General features: G+C 63.0%; 14 protein-coding genes. 10 read left to right on the forward strand and 4 right to left on the reverse strand.

The window, feature by feature from the left end:
* Positions 1-77 precede the first annotated feature (77 nt).
* From folP to ACYZGB_RS07360, 3 genes are all read left to right on the forward strand, one after another.
* Positions 78-908, forward strand: a complete 831-nt coding sequence (gene folP, locus ACYZGB_RS07350) for a dihydropteroate synthase (RefSeq protein ID WP_462387602.1) — start codon at positions 78-80, stop codon at positions 906-908.
* A 105-nt stretch (positions 909-1013) separates the two neighbouring features.
* On the forward strand, positions 1014-2348 hold the full coding sequence (gene glmM / locus ACYZGB_RS07355) for a phosphoglucosamine mutase (RefSeq protein WP_462387603.1): 1335 nt from the start codon (positions 1014-1016) through the stop codon (positions 2346-2348).
* A gap of 72 nt (positions 2349-2420) precedes the next feature.
* Positions 2421-2966: a GNAT family N-acetyltransferase gene (locus tag ACYZGB_RS07360; protein ID WP_462387605.1), complete on the forward strand. Its 546-nt coding sequence runs from the start codon at positions 2421-2423 to the stop codon at positions 2964-2966.
* Between the two features lie 43 nt (positions 2967-3009).
* Here ACYZGB_RS07360 and ACYZGB_RS07365 read toward each other — a convergent pair whose 3' ends face one another.
* Complete coding sequence (locus ACYZGB_RS07365) at positions 3010-5262, reverse strand: sensor domain-containing protein (RefSeq protein WP_462387606.1); 2253 nt, start codon at positions 5260-5262, stop codon at positions 3010-3012.
* Between the two features lie 125 nt (positions 5263-5387).
* Entirely contained in the window at positions 5388-8339 is a 2952-nt protein-coding gene (locus ACYZGB_RS07370; protein WP_462387607.1) for a bifunctional diguanylate cyclase/phosphodiesterase, read from the reverse strand.
* Positions 8340-8537: 198 nt separating this feature from the next.
* Here ACYZGB_RS07370 and ACYZGB_RS07375 point away from each other — a divergent pair, with 198 nt between their 5' ends.
* From ACYZGB_RS07375 to ACYZGB_RS07395, 5 genes are read left to right on the forward strand one after another with little or no spacing between them, the layout of a single operon-like run.
* Positions 8538-9377 (forward strand): GNAT family N-acetyltransferase, encoded by an 840-nt coding sequence (locus ACYZGB_RS07375; RefSeq protein ID WP_462387608.1) that lies wholly within the window; start codon positions 8538-8540, stop codon positions 9375-9377.
* Positions 9377-10249 (forward strand): UDP-2,3-diacylglucosamine diphosphatase, encoded by an 873-nt coding sequence (locus ACYZGB_RS07380; RefSeq protein WP_462387609.1) that lies wholly within the window; start codon positions 9377-9379, stop codon positions 10247-10249. Before ACYZGB_RS07375 ends, ACYZGB_RS07380 begins: the two co-directional genes overlap by 1 nt.
* Complete coding sequence (locus ACYZGB_RS07385; protein WP_462387610.1) at positions 10246-11337, forward strand: glycosyltransferase family 4 protein; 1092 nt, start codon at positions 10246-10248, stop codon at positions 11335-11337. The genes ACYZGB_RS07380 and ACYZGB_RS07385 overlap by 4 nt, the downstream gene beginning before the upstream one ends.
* 39 nt (positions 11338-11376) lie before the next feature.
* Positions 11377-13572, forward strand: a complete 2196-nt coding sequence (gene ppk1, locus ACYZGB_RS07390) for a polyphosphate kinase 1 (protein WP_462387611.1) — start codon at positions 11377-11379, stop codon at positions 13570-13572.
* A complete protein-coding gene (locus ACYZGB_RS07395; RefSeq protein WP_462387612.1) occupies positions 13569-14033 on the forward strand; it encodes a SixA phosphatase family protein in 465 nt (154 codons plus the stop codon). Before ppk1 ends, ACYZGB_RS07395 begins: the two co-directional genes overlap by 4 nt.
* A gap of 85 nt (positions 14034-14118) precedes the next feature.
* On the opposite strand, the gene ACYZGB_RS07400 is transcribed toward ACYZGB_RS07395, so the two are convergent.
* Both ACYZGB_RS07400 and ACYZGB_RS07405 read right to left on the reverse strand, forming a co-directional pair.
* Positions 14119-14634, reverse strand: coding sequence for a hypothetical protein (locus ACYZGB_RS07400; RefSeq protein ID WP_462387613.1), 516 nt, complete (start codon positions 14632-14634; stop codon positions 14119-14121).
* Positions 14635-14686: 52 nt separating this feature from the next.
* On the reverse strand, positions 14687-16165 hold the full coding sequence (locus ACYZGB_RS07405; RefSeq protein WP_462387614.1) for a Ppx/GppA phosphatase family protein: 1479 nt from the start codon (positions 16163-16165) through the stop codon (positions 14687-14689).
* Between the two features lie 266 nt (positions 16166-16431).
* Here ACYZGB_RS07405 and pstS point away from each other — a divergent pair, with 266 nt between their 5' ends.
* Both pstS and pstC read left to right on the forward strand, forming a co-directional pair.
* Entirely contained in the window at positions 16432-17454 is a 1023-nt protein-coding gene (gene pstS, locus ACYZGB_RS07410; protein ID WP_462387615.1) for a phosphate ABC transporter substrate-binding protein PstS, read from the forward strand.
* 79 nt (positions 17455-17533) lie between these two features.
* The gene (gene pstC / locus ACYZGB_RS07415; RefSeq protein WP_137748294.1) at positions 17534-18553 is read left to right on the forward strand and encodes a phosphate ABC transporter permease subunit PstC; all 1020 of its coding nucleotides are present in this window, start codon (positions 17534-17536) and stop codon (positions 18551-18553) included.
* The last annotated feature ends 16 nt before the right edge of the window (positions 18554-18569 follow it).

Below are 18569 nucleotides of genomic sequence, written 5' to 3' on the forward strand. Positions count from 1 at the left end.
TTCTCTTCTCCTGCGCTTTTGGGTTCGGTGCATACGCGCCGTTTCGACTGGCTCCACAGGCTTCCTCGTAGTGATTCATGATCTGGCAAACCTCCCGCTTTTCCATCGATCTGGAGCGACCCAAGGTCATGGGCATCGTCAATGTGACCCCGGACTCCTTTTCTGATGGTGGGCGCCATGCCTCTACCGTCGCGGCGTTGCGGCATTGCGAGCAATTGCTCCAGGACGGAGCCGATATCCTGGACATCGGGGGCGAGTCCACCCGCCCGGGCAGCCCGGCCGTGCCTCTGGACGAAGAACTGGCCCGTGTGGTGCCGCTGGTGCGCGAGGCGGTGGCGTTGGGCGTGCCGATTTCGGTGGACACGTACAAACCTGCCGTGATGCGGGCGGTGCTGGACCTGGGGGCCGATATCGTCAACGACATCTGGGCCTTGCGGCAACCGGGTGCTTTGGCCGCAGTGGCATCCCATCCCCAATGTGGTGTCTGCCTGATGCACATGCATCGCGACCCTCAGACCATGCAGGCGGTCCCCATGACGGGAGATGTAGTGCCGCAAGTGCTATCATTTTTAGAGCTGCATGCGCATAATCTGCTGGCCCAAGGGGCCAAAAAGGACCAAATTCTCCTGGACCCGGGCATCGGCTTCGGTAAAACGGTGGAGCAGAACTTCGCCTTGCTCGCCGGGCAGGGTGTTCTGAAGAAGGCCGGTTATCCGCTGCTGGCGGGCTGGTCGCGCAAGTCGTCGCTGGGGGCTGTGACGGGGTTGGATGTAGACCAGCGCATGGTGCCCAGTGTGGCCGCCGCTGTGCTGGCGGTGGATCGCGGGGCTTCGGTGGTGCGTGTGCACGATGTGCGCGAAACGGTTGCAGCTTTGGCCGTGTGGTCAGCCATGCAGCAGGCGGGCTGAAGGGGCGGCGCGCAGGGTATTCATGAGGGCGCCCATAGCGGCTAAACAGGTGGGATGGAGAGCCGTCCCGCCAACAACTAGATCAACACGAGGAGACGCAGCAACATGACGCGCCAGTACTTTGGAACCGATGGCATCCGTGGCACGGTGGGGCAGCCACCCATTACGCCGGATTTTGTGTTGCGCTTGGCGCACGCAGTGGGGCGTGTCTTGCGGCAGACGGAGGAACGTCCCACGGTGTTGATCGGCAAGGACACCCGAATTTCTGGCTACATGCTGGAGAGCGCACTGGAGTCCGGCTTTAATTCGGCGGGCGTGGATGTGGTGCTGCTCGGGCCTTTGCCGACACCCGGTGTGGCCTACCTGACCCGTGCCCAGCGGGCCAGCTTGGGTGTGGTCATCAGTGCGAGCCACAACCCTTATCCCGACAACGGCATCAAGTTCTTCAGTGCGCAGGGCACCAAGCTGTCCGACGCTTGGGAGCTCGCCGTGGAAGAGGCCCTGGCCCAGCCACCGGTGTGGGCCGACTCGGCCAATCTGGGCAAGGCGCGGCGGCTGGATGATGCCGCTGGGCGCTACATCGAATTCTGCAAGAGCACCTTCCCGCAGGATTTGACCCTCAAGGGGCTGAAAATCGTGGTGGATGCGGCCCATGGTGCGGCCTATCAAGTAGCCCCCAAGGTGTTTCACGAACTGGGGGCCGAAGTCCTGTCGATCGGGTGTGCCCCCGATGGCCTGAACATCAACCAGGAAGTGGGCGCCACGCACCCGGACGCCCTGGTGCGTGCTGTGCGTGCCAATCGGGCCGACTACGGGATAGCGCTGGACGGCGATGCGGACCGTCTGCAGGTTGTGGATGCCACCGGGCGCCTGTACAACGGCGACGAGTTGCTGTACCTGATGGCCTCCGATCGCATGGGGCGCGACGAGCATGTACCCGGTGTGGTGGGCACCTTGATGACCAACATGGCGGTGGAAGTGGCCCTGCAGTCCCGGGGGGTGAAGTTTGTTCGCGCCAAAGTAGGCGACCGCTATGTGCTGGAGGAGTTGGCGCGCCACCGCTGGATCCTGGGGGGCGAAGGCTCTGGCCACCTGTTGGCGCTGGACCGTCACACCACGGGCGATGGCCTGGTGAGCGCCTTGCAGGTGCTGCAGGCCTGTGTGCGCAGTGGCCAGACGCTGGCCCAACTGCTGAGAGAGGTCACGCTGTACCCCCAGGTGCTGCTCAATGTCCGCCTGACCCCGGGCCAAGACTGGAAGTCGAACCGCTTGCTGGCGGATACGACACAGGCTGTGGAGCGCGAGCTGGGGGCTTCGGGCCGTGTGCTCATCCGTGCCAGTGGCACGGAGCCTTTGCTGCGCGTGATGGTGGAGGCACAGGATGCTCAGATGGCGAGTTCCTGCGCGCAGCGGCTGGCCGATGCAGCCCGTGCGGGCTAAGCGGCGGGTCACTCTTGCACAGGCCTCTGTAGGGCCATTCTTTCCCGCCATGCCAATCTTCAGGAGCGATCCATGAAACCGGCCACAGACTCCTTGCCCCGCATCACCGTGCGCGCCGTGGACTACGCCAACCCCCGCGATGCAGCCGCACTGGTGGATTTGCTGGACGGCTACGCGCGGGACGTGGCAGGCGGTGGCAAGCCCCTGGAGGCTGAGGTCAAGCAGGGGTTGGTCCAGGCGCTGCGCCAGCGGCAGCCCCAGGCGTTCAGCGTCATGGCCTGGTTGGAAGAGGAGGGGGCCACTTCTGCGCCCCATGCCGGGATGGCTGTGGGACTGGTCAACTGTTTCGAAGGGTTCTCCACCTTTGCCTGCAAGCCCCTGGTCAATGTGCACGATGTGGTTGTGGTGCCGGCCTGGCGTGGCCATCGCGTTGCCCAGCGCATGCTGCAAGAGGTCGAAGCCCTGGCCCGGGGGCGCGGTGCCTGCAAGCTCACGCTGGAGGTACTGTCTGGCAACCGGGCGGCAATCCAGTCCTATGAGCGCGAAGGGTTTGCTGCCTATGCGCTGGACCCCCGGATGGGATCAGCTCAATTTTTCCAGAAGCTGTTGCTGGACTGAACGGACGCCGGAGCCATCGCCCTGCCTGCAGGGGGCGCGGGGCTCAGGCCAGGGCGTGCGCTTCGGTGGCCCGATGCAGGTGCTGGCGCATGAATACCTCCAGGTCCGCTGCAGGCAGCGGCGTGCTGAAATGGTAGCCTTGGGCCTCATCGCACCCTTGTGCATGCAGAAAGGCCAACTGACCTTCCGTCTCGACGCCCTCGGCCGTGGTGCGGATGCCCAGCGCCTGTGCCATGCGGATGATGGCACTCACGATAGCGCGGTCGTTGCTGTCGTTGCCCAGGTCGCGCACGAACGACTGGTCGATCTTGAGCTTGAAAATCTGGAACCGCTTGAGCTGGCTCAGTGATGAGTAGCCGGTGCCAAAGTCGTCCATGGACATGCGTACCCCTCGTGCATGCAACTGGTCCATGGTCGCCACAGCAGCATGCGGGTCGTCCACGGCCACACCTTCGGTCAGCTCCAGCTCCAGCGAGTCGGGCGGAAGGTCAAACTCTGCCAGCATGCGGCTGACGAGCTCAGGCAACTGGGGCTGGCGGAACTGGATGGCAGAGAGGTTCACCGCCATCGTGAGCCCCGGGAAGCCGCAAGACCGCCAGGCCTTGAGCTGTGCGAGTGCAGTGCGCAGCACCCATTCCCCAATTTGCAGGATCTGCCCGCTGTCTTCGGCGATGGGAATGAACTCTGCGGGCGAGACCTGCCCCAGTTGCGGGTGCTGCCAGCGCAGCAAGGCCTCCACACTGCGAACATTGCCTGTGGCCAGGCTCATCTGGGGCTGGTAGTGCAGTCGGAACTGGTCGCGCTCCAGGGCGCGGCGCAGGGCGTTTTCCAGCTGCAGCGCGCGCACCGACTGGGCCTGCATTTCAGGGGTGAAGAAGCGGAAGGTGTTGCGGCCATCCAGCTTGGCGCGGTACATGGCCACGTCGGCAGACTGGGTAAGCGTGTCGAAGTCGCTCCCATCCTGCGGGAACAATGCCACACCCATGGATGGGGCCATGGTCAGCTCGTGGTGGTCAATCTGGTAGTGCTGGCGTGACGCCTCTTGCAGCTTGCCTGCCACCCGGGCCGCCCCATGGGCATTGGCGCCAGGCAGCAGCAGGATGAACTCGTCCCCGCCTAGGCGTGCCACGGTGTCCTTGTCGCGCACCACAGCACGCAGCCGTTTGGCAATCTCGACCAGCAGGGCATCGCCCACGCGGTGTCCCAGCGAGTCGTTCACGTGCTTGAAATGGTCCAGGTCCAGGAAGATCACAGCCAGTGGCGTGTTGTGCTCTTGGGCCACCTGGATGGCCTGCTGGGCACGCTCGGCCAGTAGTGCGCGGTTGGGCAGACCCGTGAGCGCATCGTAGTGGGCCAGCCAGTAGATACGCTCCTGGTCGGCCTTGCGGTCGTTGATCTCGCGGTGCAGGTTGTCCACCGTTTCGCGTAGCTCGCGGGTGCGGTCTTGCACCTGCTGTTCCAGTTCCTCGTGGGCGCGGGCCAGCGCTGCCTGGGCCTGTTTGCGCTCGGTGATGTCCATCGTGATCCAGATGGAGCCCTGAGAAGGGTCGGCGGGGTCGATGGACTTGCTGCGAACCTCGCAGATCACCGGGGTGCCGTCCTTGCGGCAGAGTTCCACTTCGCCTTCATAGGATTGACCGGATGCCAGGCCTGGATAGCAGCGGCGGCCTACTTCCTCCCAGGCCTCGTCGCTGGCGTACCAGCGGCGCGACGAACTGCCCATGAGTTCGCCGGGCTGGAACCCCAGCATTTGTTCAAAGTGGTCGTTGCACCGGGTCAGGCGCCTGTCACGCAGAAACACAATGCCCACCATGGCACTGTCGAACAGCAGTTGCTTTTCGCGTTCAGCCGCGCTGAGAGCGGCCTGGGCGCGTTTTTGTTCGTCGATGTCGTCGAGGATCCAGATGGAGCCTTCGGTGGTGTCATGCGGATTGATGAGTCTGCCCGTGAGGCTGCCCCAGAAAAGGGTGCCATCACGGCGGCGCAACTGGCGTTCCACTCGGAAGGACTGTCCCTGTGCCAACACTGGGTAGGCCGAGCGACCCAGCTCGCGGAATGCTTCGCGGTCGGGGTAGAAGGCCTCGGTGTTGAGCCCTACCAGGCGCGCGGGGCTGGGGTAGCCAAAAATCTCAGCGTATCGCTGGTTGCAGCGGACCACGCTGCGCTGGCGCAGGAAAACGATACCCACCCCTGCGCTGTCGAGCAGGATTTGTTGTTCACGCAGGGTGCGATGCAGTGGGGGATCAGTAGCTACTCCAGGACGCTGCAATTCCGGAGCGCTGTACAGCGGGGACATAGAGACCAGTACGGGCGGCAGGGCCAGACGGTGGCCTCAAAAAAATTGTGCCAAAGTGTAGCAGTGCCAGCTTACAACCCTACTGCGGGTATGCCGCAGTGGCATGAGCGTGCAGATCGGTGCAGTCAGCCGCGCAGGTGCTGGCGCAGGTAGGCCTCGAACTCATCGGCGGGCAAGGGGCGGCTGAAGAGGTAGCCCTGGCCTTCATCGCAGCCTTGTTCTCGCAGAAATTCGAGTTGGCCATCGGTTTCCACCCCTTCGGCCGTGGTCTGCATGCCCAGCGCCTGTGCCATCCGGATGATGGCACTCACGATGGCTCGGTCGTTGGCATCCTCATCGAGGTCGCGCACGAACGACTGATCAATCTTCAACTTGTAGATCTGGAAGCGTTTGAGGTAGCTCAGCGAGGAGTAGCCGGTGCCAAAATCGTCCATCGACAAGCGCACACCGCGGTCGTGCAACTGGTCCATCATGGCCAGTGCTGCGGCAGGGTCGTCTACCGCCGCTCCCTCGGTCAACTCCAGCTCCAGCCGACGGGCAGGCAAGCCGGCCTGTTGCAGGCAGCGCGTCACCATTTCTGGCAATTGCGGGTGGCGGAACTGTACGGCAGAGAGGTTGACCGATATAGCCCGCAAGGGCAGCTGCATATCCAGCCACCGCTTGGCGTCGTGCACGGCGGTGTGGAGCACCCACTCGCCAATCGCCACGATCATGCCGCTACTCTCCGCCACAGGGATGAACTCTGCCGGTGACACCATGCCCAGTTCTGGATGGCGCCAACGCAGCAGTGCTTCGGCGCCCGCCACCTGGCGCGTGGCGAGTGACACTTGCGGCTGGTAGTGCAGTTCGAACTGGTTGCGTTCCAAGGCGCGACGCAAGGCATTTTCGATCTGCAGTGCGCGGGCCGTTCTTGCCTCCAGGTCGGCTGTAAAGAAGCCGTATCGGTTGCGCCCACTTTGTTTGGCTCGGTACATGGCCGCGTCTGCACGCTGGTACAGCGTGTCAAAAGAATCGCCGTCGGCCGGATACATGGCGATGCCCACAGACAAGGTCGTAGTGAGTTCGTACGGGTCGATCTGGAAAGGCTGGGCCACGGCCGTCAGCAACCGGGTGGCCACTTCGGCAGCATGGGCTGCGGAGGCCGAGGGCAGCAGCAGCAGGAATTCATCGCCCCCCAGGCGAGAGACGGTGTCCTGGGGGCTTAGAAGAGACTGCAGGCGACGCGCCACGGCCACGAGCAGGATATCGCCGACGCGGTGGCCGAGCGAGTCGTTCACATTCTTGAAATGGTCCAGATCCAGGAACAGCATCGCCAGGGTGCCACCCTTGGACTGCTCGTCGGTGATGTGGCGCCGGGCCCGCTCGGCCAGCAAGGCGCGGTTGGGCAGATCGGTCAAGGGGTCAAAATGTGCAAGGCGCTGAATGCGGTCTTGTGCCTCGCGTTGCACCGTGATGTCCCGGAACAGCGTGATCGAATGGGTGGCGCAGCCATTGCCATCGCGCACGCTGCTCACGGACAACCATTGGGGGTAAGTGGCGCCGTCCTTGCGGCGACCCCAGGCTTCGCCCTCCCAGTGCCCTTCTTTGGTGAGTCGGGCGTAGACGGCATCGGCATCAAACTCCTGAGTGGACTCGGCCACGGTGAGCAGGCGCACGGATTGCCCAACAGCCTCGGCTTCCTGGTAACCCGTAATGCGCGTGAAGGCCCGGTTGATACGTACGATGGTGTGGGACGCGTCTGCAATGACGATGGCTTCGCTGCTTTGGTCGAACACCTGGGCGGTCAGCTGTAGCTGCTCTTGCGAGCGCTTGCGTTCCGTGATGTCGCGCGACAGAAGGATGAAGCGGGGCGTTGCGCTTGGCGAGCCCGGTTTGCGCGCAGCCGACAGTTCAAACCAGGTGGCACCAAGACCAGGCAGGTCCAGCACAATTTGCCGTCCGGTGGACCAACCCTGGGTCTGGGCTTCTTTCAGCACGTCCATCACCGACAGCGCAGCCAGGGCGGGGAGCACATCGGTCACGTTGCGCCCGATCAATTGCTCGGCGGGGGCCGCAAGCAGTTCGGGGCGTGGGCTGTGCACGCTGTAGTAGCGGCCATCAATGTCAAGCTCAAAAAGGGGGTCGGGAATGGCGTCGATGGTGGCCCGCAGCTGCTGCTGAGTGGCCTGGATTTCGGAGGTGCGCTGTGCCACTTGAAAGGCCAGCCCGCGTTCATGCGCCTTCAGGTCCACGAGGAGGCGGGCCAGGTAGGCCATGAGCAGCGCAAACAGCAGGCCCAGGGCACAACGCAGCGCCAAGATGGCGGGTGCACCCCAGCCACTGGCAGGCGCCAGGCTCAGCGTCCATTGCCCGTTGGGCAGAGTCAGTGCGCGGCCCACCGCATCGCCTCCGGGCGGCGGGGTCGATGCCGCAATGGTCTGTTCTTCGCCGGTGTCGGGCCGCACTCGCCAAAGGCGGTAGTGATAGCCGCGTTCTGTGAGTTGGGGTAGCCGGGTGGCTGCCAGAACCTCGGGCAGGCGAATGGTGACGTAGGTGAAGCCCCAGAAGCTGCGCCGCCCCTGGTCATCGTCCAGGTACACCGGTTGGCGGCCCACCACCCCAAGGCCTCCCTGCACAAGCTCGATGGGGCCGGCCAGCGTGAGCAGGCCCGTATCGCGCGCGCGGATCGACTCGGCGCTTTGCCGGGGGTCTTTGAGCTGGTCAAACCCGATCAGGCTTTCGTTGCCTTGCCGGGGGACAACCTGTCTCACCACTCCTCCGGGCGAGAGGCCCATTGCTGCAACGCCGGGGTAGAACGGCAACATCTGCGTGCCCACTTCTTCAAACTGGGTGACATTGCCTTGTCCTTGCCGGACCAGTGCTACGAGTGCATTGTTGGCAGACAGCGCCAGCTCAATCGCACGCTGCAGCGCCTGCACATGGTCGCCCGCCATGTCTGCGGCCTGAGTACGCTGCTGCGCCCTGTCTTGGCGCTCCAGCGTCCAGATCAGCGTGCCCGCACAGACTGCCGCCAACGCAAACACGGCCAGGAAGGCCAGCAGAGGGCGGCGGGAAGATGGGGTGGGCAGTGCGGACACGTTGCGGCTTTCTGAACCGATTATGCAGGCCCAGGGGTTGCGTAGCACCCGTTGCAAAGGCTTCTTTGTCATGGTGCTGACATGCCGCCGACACGGTGGCGTCATGCGCCAATTCCACACTCGCGGCCAGGGAAAAGGATTCCCTGAGTGGCTGGCGGCTCCAGCCGGCCCCGTCCTCAAAGAAAGAGACGCTGCACCATGAATGAATTGTCCCGCCTGACCTTGTCACCCGCTGCTGATGCCCTCGGTGCTGGTGTTTCTTCTCATCGCTCTGCAGTTGCGCCTGGGGCTGCGAAGTCTGGTCAGGAGCGAGGAGCCATTGAGGTGACATGGGCAAGGCATCAGGATGAGGTGCGTGCGGCGCAGCGACTCCGGTTCGACGTTTTTGCCGCAGAGATGGGCGCTCGATTGACGACCCCCATCGCAGGCCATGACGTGGATCTGTTCGACGACTACTGTGAGCACCTTCTGGTGCGTGATTCCCAGAGCCAGCAAGTCATTGGGACTTACCGGGTGCTCACGCCCGCACAGGCCAAGCGCGTGGGCGGTACCTACAGCGATACCGAGTTCGACCTGACGCGCCTGCGCACCCTGCGCCCCCGCATGGTGGAGTTGGGCCGCAGCTGTGTGCATCCCGATCACCGCCACGGGGGGGTGATCATGGCCTTGTGGAGCGCCCTGGCGGACTTCATGGTACGCAACCAGCTCGACACCATGATTGGCTGCGCCAGCATCCCGATGCTGCACAACGGCGTGGTCAGCGGGGATGCAGCTGCGAGCATATGGCAGCAGGTGCGCAAGACCCACCTTGCCGCGATTGAATACCATGTGCTGCCGCGCCTGCCCTTGCCGGTGGAGCATCTGGACAGCTCTATTGCCGTGGAGCCTCCAGCGCTGATCAAGGGCTATCTGCGCCTGGGTGCGCGTGTGCTGGGTGCTCCCGCCTGGGACCCCGATTTCAACACCGCAGACCTGCCCATGCTGATGCGACTGGCAGACCTGCATCCCCGCTATCGCAAGCACTTCCTGGGGGCCTGATGCGCGCCGCGTTCGACGCACTCGGTTCTTGGCTGCATGAGCCCCTGGGGCCGGATGAAGGCGAGCCCGATACCCTCCTGTCTACCAGCAGGCCACACCGGTACCGCGCCGTGTTCATTTCCGATTTGCACCTCGGCACACCTGGGTGCCAGGCCGTTGCCCTGTTGGACTTTCTCAAACACCACCCCAGTGATCATCTTTATCTTGTGGGTGACATCGTGGACGGCTGGCAGTTACGGCGCAAATGGTTCTGGCCACAAACCCACAACGACGTTGTGCAAAAGCTGTTGCGCCGGGCACGCAAAGGATGCCGTGTGGTGTTCGTCCCTGGCAACCATGATGAATTTGCGCGAGCGTTTGTTGGTCACTCCTTTGGTGGCATTGAGGTCGTTGCGGATGCGGTGCACACCACGGCCGATGGCCGCAGCCTCTGGGTTACGCACGGTGACCATTTTGACGGTGTCATCCAGTGCGCCAAGTGGCTCGCGTACCTGGGTGACAACCTGTATGAGTTCACGCTCAAGCTCAATCGTCACCTCAACACTTTGCGCGCGCGCATGGGGTTGCCTTACTGGTCGTTGTCGGCCTACCTCAAAGGCAAGGTGAAGAAGGCCCTCAACTACGTGACGGATTTTGAGGTTGCTGTGGCCGCAGAGGCGCGCCGCCGTGGTCACGACGGAGTGGTATGTGGCCATATCCACAGGGCCGAGATGCGGGAGATTGGTGGCACGCTGTACTGCAACGATGGCGATTGGGTAGAGAGCCATACCGCACTGGTGGAGCACCTGGACGGTCGGCTTGAACTGCTGCAGTGGCCTGCTGTGCCTGCGCACAGCACAACATCCCCTGTGAAAGCCGGAGTCACCGCATGAAAATTGCTTTGTTGACGGACGCGTGGTTGCCCCAGGTCAATGGGGTGGTCACGACTTTGCTGGAACTGGTGCGGGAGCTGGAAGGGGTAGGGCACGAAGTGCAGGTGGTGCATCCGGGGTTGTTCACCACTCGGCCGTGTCCGGGTTATGCGGGCATTGATCTGGCTGTGCGTCCAGGTCGGCTGGTGGCCAAGATGCTGGATGACATGCAGCCCGATGCTATCCATCTGGCTACCGAGGGGCCGCTCGGCTGGGCTGGGCGCCGCCATTGCCTGCGGCGCGGGCTGGCATTCACGACTGCGTTTCATACCAAATTTCCGGAAATTCTCCACGCGGCGCTGCGGGTTCCCCTGTCGTGGGGGTACGCGCTGTTCCGGCATTTTCACCGGCCATCGTCTGGTGTGATGGTGCCCACGCATGGAGTGTTGCAGATGCTGGAGCAGCGGGGCTTCCGCAATCTGCGTCCGTGGACACATGGCGTGGACACGCAGGCTTTTCCGTTCCATGGCGCGGCCTGCCCCAGCCCGCTGACCGGGGCTTTGGCTCACCCCGTGTCCTTGTATGTGGGGCGAATTTCCTACGAGAAGAACATTGAGGCCTTTTTGCAGTTGGACATGCCGGGCACCAAGGTGGTGTGTGGTGTCGGGCCGCTGGAGGCGCGGCTCAAGGCAAAGTACCCACAGGTGCGCTGGCTGGGCATTCTGGATCGGGCGGCCCTGGCCCAGGTGTACGCAGCGGCCGATGTTTTTGTTTTCCCGAGTCGCTCAGAAACTTTTGGACTCGTGATGCTGGAGGCCATGGCCTGCGGGACCCCTGTGGCGGCTTTTCCTGTGGACGGCCCCACGGAAGTGCTGGGGGCGCATCTGGGGCGTACTCCCCGTGGTGGCGTGCTGCATGACAGCTTGCTGACTGCCAGTCAGCAGGCATTGGCGATTCCGCGCTCCGAGGCGCGAAGCCGCGCAATGGATTTCACCTGGGCCCAGGCTGCACAGTTGTTTCAGCAGTACCTTGTACCTGCCCGCAGTGCGGCTGTGACGGGTTCTGCGACTGCCACAAAACCTGTCACATCATTGTCATCTGGTCGTTAAATACTGGGGTCATCCTGCATTTTTTGCGTTTGCGTATCCATGTTGCCCTTGCTTCCAAATGATGCTGTGTCCGTGCAGCGTGAGCGTTCAGACACTGTGGCAGACGCATCCCGGGCGCCGTTGCCCGAAGAGGGGGGGCCGCCAGAGGTGTCCCATGATGGGGCGCGTCCCGCCATGTTCCTCGACCGTGACCACAGCATCCTGGCATTCAACGAGCGGGTCTTCGACTGGGCAGTGCGTACGGACGTGCCTTTGCTGGAGCGCCTGCGTTATTTGTGCATCGTGTCATCCAACCTGGACGAGTTCTTCGAGGTGCGCGCCGCACCCCACATCACTGCGGCCAAGAAGGGCGAAACCAAGGGGCTCTACACCGTAGGTTCCTTCGAGGCACTCTCTATCAAAGTCCACGATCTGGTGGAGCGGCAGTACACCTTGTACAACGACGCCCTGGTGCCTGCGTTTGCTCAGCATGGCATTCGTATCGTTGGCCATGGTGATAGATCACCCGAGCAGAGGCGCTGGGTGCATGACTACTTTGTGCGCGAAGTGCGTCCTTTGCTAATTCCTGTGGGGCTGGACCCGGCGCACCCCTTCCCGCAGGTTGCCAACAAATCCCTGAACTTCATCGTTCGTCTCAAGGGGCACGACGCTTTCGGGCGTGAAAACGAAATCGCCATCGTGAAGGTGCCGCGCGCGCTGCCGCGCCTGATCCGCATTCCTGCGAAGGTGGCGCCCAGCGAGGCGCTGTTCGTCAGTTTGTCGAGCATCATCCGCGCGCACCTGGAGGATCTTTTTCCAGGCCGGGAAGTCACCGAGTTCTCGCAGTTTCGCGTCACACGCCACTCCGATCTGGCGCTGGACGAGGAGGACGTGCGCAACCTGCGCACTGCGCTTCGCCAAGGGTTGCAGCATCGCCACTACGGGCAGGCTGTGCGGCTGGAGGTGTCGGCCGGTTGCTCGAAGTTTCTGTCGGATTTTCTGCTGGCGCAGTTCGGCCTACCGGCTGCCGCCTTGTACCGCGTGCATGGCCCCGTGAACCTGGTGCGGCTGACGCAACTAGTGGACCTGGTCAACGACCCCGCGTTGCTGTTCCCGGCCTGGAGTTCGTCGTGGCCGCGCCAGCTGCAGCCGGGTGCGTCCATCATGGACCAGTTGCGCCAGCGGGATGTGTTGATTCACCAGCCCTTTGAGAGTTTCGATGGCCTGCTGGCCTTCTTGCGCGAAGCCGTGAACGATCCGCAGGTGTTGGTCATCAAGCAGACCATCTACCGCACGGGCGCCGATTCGGAGCTTATGGACCTGTTGTCCGAGGCGGTGCGCCGGGGCAAGGAGGTCATGGCGGTCGTGGAGCTGAAGGCGCGTTTTGATGAAGAGGCCAACATCAACTGGGCCGAAGCCTTGGAATCGATTGGCGCGCAGGTGGTGTACGGTGTGGTGGGGCTCAAGACGCATGCAAAGATGCTGCTGGTCACGCGCAGGGAAGGGCGGCAGTTGCGGCGTTATGGGCATCTCTCCACCGGCAACTACAACGTGCGCACAGCCCGGCTGTATACCGATCTGAGCTACCTGACAGCCGATGAGGAAACCACCGCCGACATGGATGGGGTGTTCAACCACCTGGCCAGCCAGAATCGCCCGCCCAAGCTGCGCAAGCTCATGCTGGCGCCTTTTCATCTGCACCGTCGCATGATCGACAAGATCGAGCAGGTCGGGCAGGCCGCAGCCCGGGGCGAGGACGCGCGGATCGTCGCCAAGATGAATGCCCTCACGGATGAGACGTTGATTCGCGCACTGATCCTCGCGGGGCAGCGTGGAGCGCGCATTGACCTCATTGTGCGCGGTGCCTGCATGCTGGCCGCCCAGGTGCCGGGCGTCACGGACAACATCCGCGTGCGCTCGGTGATCGGCCGTTTTCTCGAACACACACGTGTCTTCTATTTCCGTGCGGGCGTGGAGGAAGACCTGTATCTGTCCAGTGCCGACTGGATGAACCGCAACATGATGCGCCGTGTCGAGCTGGCCTGGCCCGTCACGGACCCTGGTTTGCGCCAACAGATCGTGGACGAATGCCTGGTCGCCTATCTGCATGATGACCGCGACGCCTGGACCCTGAACGCGCGTGGCACATATGACCGCGCCCCGCGCCCAACGGATGGACTGGGTGCGCAGAATGCCTTGATGGTGCGCTACGGACCCGCTGCGGCCATTTCCCGGGTCGAGCAAAGGGCCGCATGATGGATCTGATCCTGTGGCGTCATGCTGAGGCTGAAGAGGCTCCGGACGGCGGCGATGATCTGGCGCGGGCTCTGACCTCCCGGGGGGAGAAGCAGGCAGCGCGCATGGCTGCATGGCTGGATCGGCAGCTGCCAGAGGGGCTGCGTGTGCTGGCGAGCCCCGCACGGCGAACCGAGCAGACCGCCAACGCGCTGGGGCGCAAGTTCAAGATGCGTGCGGAACTGCTTCCCGGCGGAAGTGTCGAGGATCTGCTGGAGCTGGCCCAGTGGCCTCGCGCCAAGGGCGCGGTGCTGATTGTTGGACACCAGCCTGTGCTGGGACAGACCATTGCCCAGTTGCTGGAGTTGCAGGCCACCGAATGTGCGGTCCGCAAAGGTGCCGTGTGGTGGCTGCGTCAGCGCCAGCGGCTGGACCAGAGCCAGACGGTGCTGCTGACGGTGCAATCACCGGAGTTCCTCTAGTTCGCGCTGCGAGAAGAGGAGGTTGCGCGCGGAGCGTTCATTTCCTCTCGCTCGCTCGTCCAGCGGCTGTACGACCGCCGTTGCCTTACTTGCGGGATTTTGCGCTGGCCTTTACTGCCGGTGCGGCATTGATGGCTTCAACTTCTGCCTTGGGGCGTCCCGTCTTGATGGAGGGCACGGCCTGCAACGCGCTGCGCAGCGCAGCGTCAGACAGTCCCGCCAGCACCTTGAGGCCCGCGCGCAGCAACTCGCTCTTCTTGACCGGCTGGGCCAGGGTGGCGGCACGCTGCTTGAGCGTTTCGATCACTGCATATTCATCCTTGGGGATGGTGAAGCTGTCGCGCACCAGCTTGGGCTTCTTGGCTTTGATTTCCTTACTTGCCTTTGCGACGACTGGCGCAGCAGCTTTGGGTGCCTTGGGTGTCACAGCTTTTTTGGCAGCAGGGGCCTTCTTGGCTTCGACCTTTTTGGCGGGCTTCGTTGCGGCGCTGGCTGCAGGTTTGGCTGCTTTGGCGGGTTTGATAGCCTTGGCAGGTTGTGCCGCAGGGGCCGATGCTGCCGGAGAGGTCGTTGTGCTGGGTGTGGAGAGCGCGTTGGTCATGGCAATAATTCAATAAACGGTATAAACAGTTTATATAGTTTATTGCCTATTGCTACGGCAGGTCAATGAGTAGCTCCCAAGGTGTTTTTTGCCAGGCCTGTGACTCTTCACGCAGAAGATGTGCGGACTGTGGGTACGCAGTGGCCCAACCGGCCCGTGTGCGGATAAAAAAGCGCTGCCCATTGCACTGCAGCGCCAGGCCGGCGGTGTCTGGGTCGCGGCGCGCGTGGCACAGTGCCACAGCAAGCCGCAGGCAGAGCAACTGCAGCACGAAGATGGGGTCCTCCAGGTCCACGCCGAGCTTGCGCACCTTGCCACGCTGCCCTTGCACAAGCACGCCGAGCCGGTGCAACTCGGGCACGGCAAAGCCAGCAGCGTCGGTGTTGTCGAGGATGTAGGCGCCGTGGCGGTGCGAGTCGCTGTGCGAGATGAGGCAGCCCATCTCGTGCAGGCGGGCTGCCCAGTCCAGCTTGCGCGACGCGCGCTCGCTGCCCTGCGGGGCGGCCTGGTCGAACAGCGCGCAGGCCGTGCGCGCCACCCGCTCCGCATGCTCCATGTCCACGCCAAAGCGCTGCATGAGCCCGTTCACGGTGGTGGTGCGCAGGTCGGTCTCGGGTTGTTCGCGGTCGAGCAGGTCGTAGAGAGCGCCTTGCCGCAAGGCGCCTTGCGCCACCTGCATTTCGTTGATCTCCAGAAGGTCAAAAATAGCGCGCAGCACACTGATGCCGCCCCCGATCACGGCGCGCCGCTCTTCTTTCAGCCCTTCCATGCGCAGGCGGTCGGCACTTTGTGCGCGCAGGATGCGGTCATGGAGCCAGTTCAGGCCGTCGCGCGTGATCAGGCCTTCGGGCCCGCCTGCGGCAGCCAGCACATCGCCCACGGCGCCTGCCGTGCCCGAAGAACCATAGGCGACCTCCCATGCGTCGGGCCGGAAGGTCGCCAGTGCCTCGTCCAGCACCGCCTTGGCCGCAATTTCTGCCGCCAGGAAGGCCTGGGCCGTGAATTCGCCATGGGCAAAGTAACGCTGGGACCAGGCAACGCTCCCCACGCGAAACGAGGCGACAGCATGGGGGGTGAATTGCTGGCCGAGGATGAATTCGGTGGAGCGTCCTCCGATATCCACCACCAGCCGCCGTTCATCCGATTGCGGCAAAAGCCGCGCCACGCCCTGGTAGATCAGGCGGGCCTCTTCGGGGCCGGACACCACGTCGATGGGGTAGCCCAGCACTTCGCTGCCACGTGACAGGAATTCCTCGCGGTTGCGGGCTTCCCGCAGGGTTTGGGTGGCAACAGCCCGGACCTGGGCCCGGGGGAAACCAGCCAACCGCTCGCCAAACCGCGCCAGGCAGGCCCAGCCGCGCTCCATGGCGTCTTGTGTCAGGTTGCGGTCCTCATCCAGCCCGTTGCCCTGACGCACAGTCTCCTTGAGGTATTCCACCCGCTGTATGTGACCGAACTCATAGCGCCCGATTTCAAGGCGAAAGCTGTTGGAGCCGAGGTCTACCGCGGCGAGGCGTGTGCCGTTCTGCATGTGATTCTGGTGAAAGCTTCGTGCGGCATCGTACCGCGAGCTTTTGAGGGGCTGGGGCAGCAAATCGCCTGCCAGCCGGAAGAGGGGGACTTTTTAGAACACTGAAGTGTGTTCCCCATTTATGACAAATGGGTGACTTCGGCCGGGCGTTCGTCGTCACTTGTGTGGCAATGGCCGGAGGGTGGTTGTTTGTGTCACTGAATTGTCATCTTGGAGCCCTAGAGTTCAGCCTGTTCCTGTCAACCCTAGCCAAAAGGTACTGAATAATGAAACGCACATTTCTCAAAACCGTCGCTGTAGCCTTGGCCTCCATGGCCGTCGGCAGTGCTTTCGCGGCGGATATCACCGGTGCGGGTGCCACCTTTCCCTTCCCCATGTACGCCAAGTGGGCGGAAGCCTACAAGAAGGAAACAGGGACAGGTCTCAACTACCAGTCCATCGGTTCTTCCGGTGGCATTCGCCAGATCCGTGCCAAGACCGTTGTTTTTGGCGCTACGGATGCCCCGGTGCCCGGTGCAGACCTGGACAAGGATGGCATGGTGCAGTTTCCCGCCATCATTGGTGGCACGGTGCCCGTGATCAACCTGGACGGTTTCAAGCCCGGCGAGCTGCGCGTGACCGGTCCCGTGCTGGCCGAGATTTTCCTGGGCAAGATCGCCAAGTGGAATGACGCCAAGCTGGCTGCATTGAACCCCGGCAAGACCTTGCCCGACCAGAGCATTACCGTGGTCCATCGCGCAGATGGTTCCGGCACCACCTTCAACTGGACGGATTACCTGTCTGCCGTCAGCAAGGAATGGGCGGATTCCGTGGGCAAGGGCGCGGCCGTGAAGTGGCCCGCTGCGTCGTCGGTGGGCGGCAAGGGCAACGAAGGCGTGGCCGCCAACGTGACCCGCGTGAAGGGTGCCGTGGGTTACGTGGAGTACGCCTACGTCAAGAAAAACAACATGAACTTTCTGCAGCTGCAGAACGCCGACGGCAAGTATGTGAGCCCGGACGACGCCACGTTTGCCGCTGCCGCCGCCAGCGCCGACTGGTTCAGCGTGCCCGGCATGGGTATTTCGATGGTGAATGCCAAGGGCGCCAACAGCTGGCCGGTTAGCACGGCCTCCTTCATCCTCATGTACAAGGACCCCGCCGATAAGGCCCAGTCGGCCGAAGTGCTGAAGTTCTTTGACTGGGCGTTCAAGAACGGCAAGAGCATGGCCGCAGAGCTGGACTATGTGCCCCTGCCCGACAGCCTGACCGCTGAGATCCGTTCCAAGGTGTGGTCGCAAATCAAGAAGTAAGCAGTCTGCTCCAAAATGGCGCCCATCGGTCGGCCTGGCTGGCCGATGGGTGCTGGTTTGTGGGGCCTCCAGAAGCCAGATGGGAGTCAACATGAGCGTGGGAACCACCATGAGTTCACAACCCGCGTCTGTCAAAGTGACGGGCGCCCCCACTAAGTCGATGGTGTCGATTGCCAAGCGGCAGCGACTCCAGGACATTTTTTTCCATCGGCTGACCCAGAGCCTCTCTTTGCTGGTGCTGGCTGCGTTGCTCGGCATCATCGTCTCGCTCTTCATTTACGCGTGGCCAGCTTTTCACAAGTTTGGCGCCCAGTTCATCTGGCGCGTGGAGTGGGACATCGTCAATGAAGAATTCGGTGCTGCTATTGCCATCGTCGGCACCCTGGCTAGCGCAGGCATTGCGCTGCTGATCGCGGTGCCGCTGGCCTTTGGTATCGCCCTGTTTCTGACCGAAACCTGTCCGGTGTGGCTGCGCCGCCCGCTGGGCACGGCGGTGGAACTGTTGGCGGCCGTGCCGTCCATCATCTACGGCATGTTCGGCCTGTTCGTGTTTGCCCCGCTGTTTGCCGACTATTTCCAGATGCCTGTGCAGAAACTGCTGGGCTCCATGCCACTGGTGGGTTTTCTGTTTGGTGGAAGCACCAATGGCTTCGGCATTCTGGCGGCGGGCATTGTGCTCGCGTTCATGGTGTTGCCCTTCGTGGCTGCCGTGATGCGCGATGTGTTCGAGATCGTGCCCCCCATCCTGCGCGAATCGGCCTATGGCCTGGGCTGCACGACCTGGGAGGTGGTGCGCCGTGTGGTGCTGCCCTACACGCAAAAGGGCGTGATTGGTGGAGTGATGCTGGGCCTGGGCCGCGCTCTGGGCGAGACCATGGCGGTGACGTTTGTGATCGGCAATGCCAACCGCATGCCCACGTCGCTGTTTTCGCCAGGTACCTCCATCGCTTCGACGCTGGCCAACGAGTTTGGTGAAGCGGCGGATTTTCACCTCTCCACGCTGTTCGCCCTGGGCTTCCTGCTCTTCGTGATCACCTTTGTGGTGCTGTCGGCCGCCAAGATCATGCTGCTGCGCGCTGAGAAGGCCAAGGGCCTCTGAGCCCCCATGAAACCCT

It is taken from the genome of Acidovorax sp. Q11, from assembly GCF_054950075.1.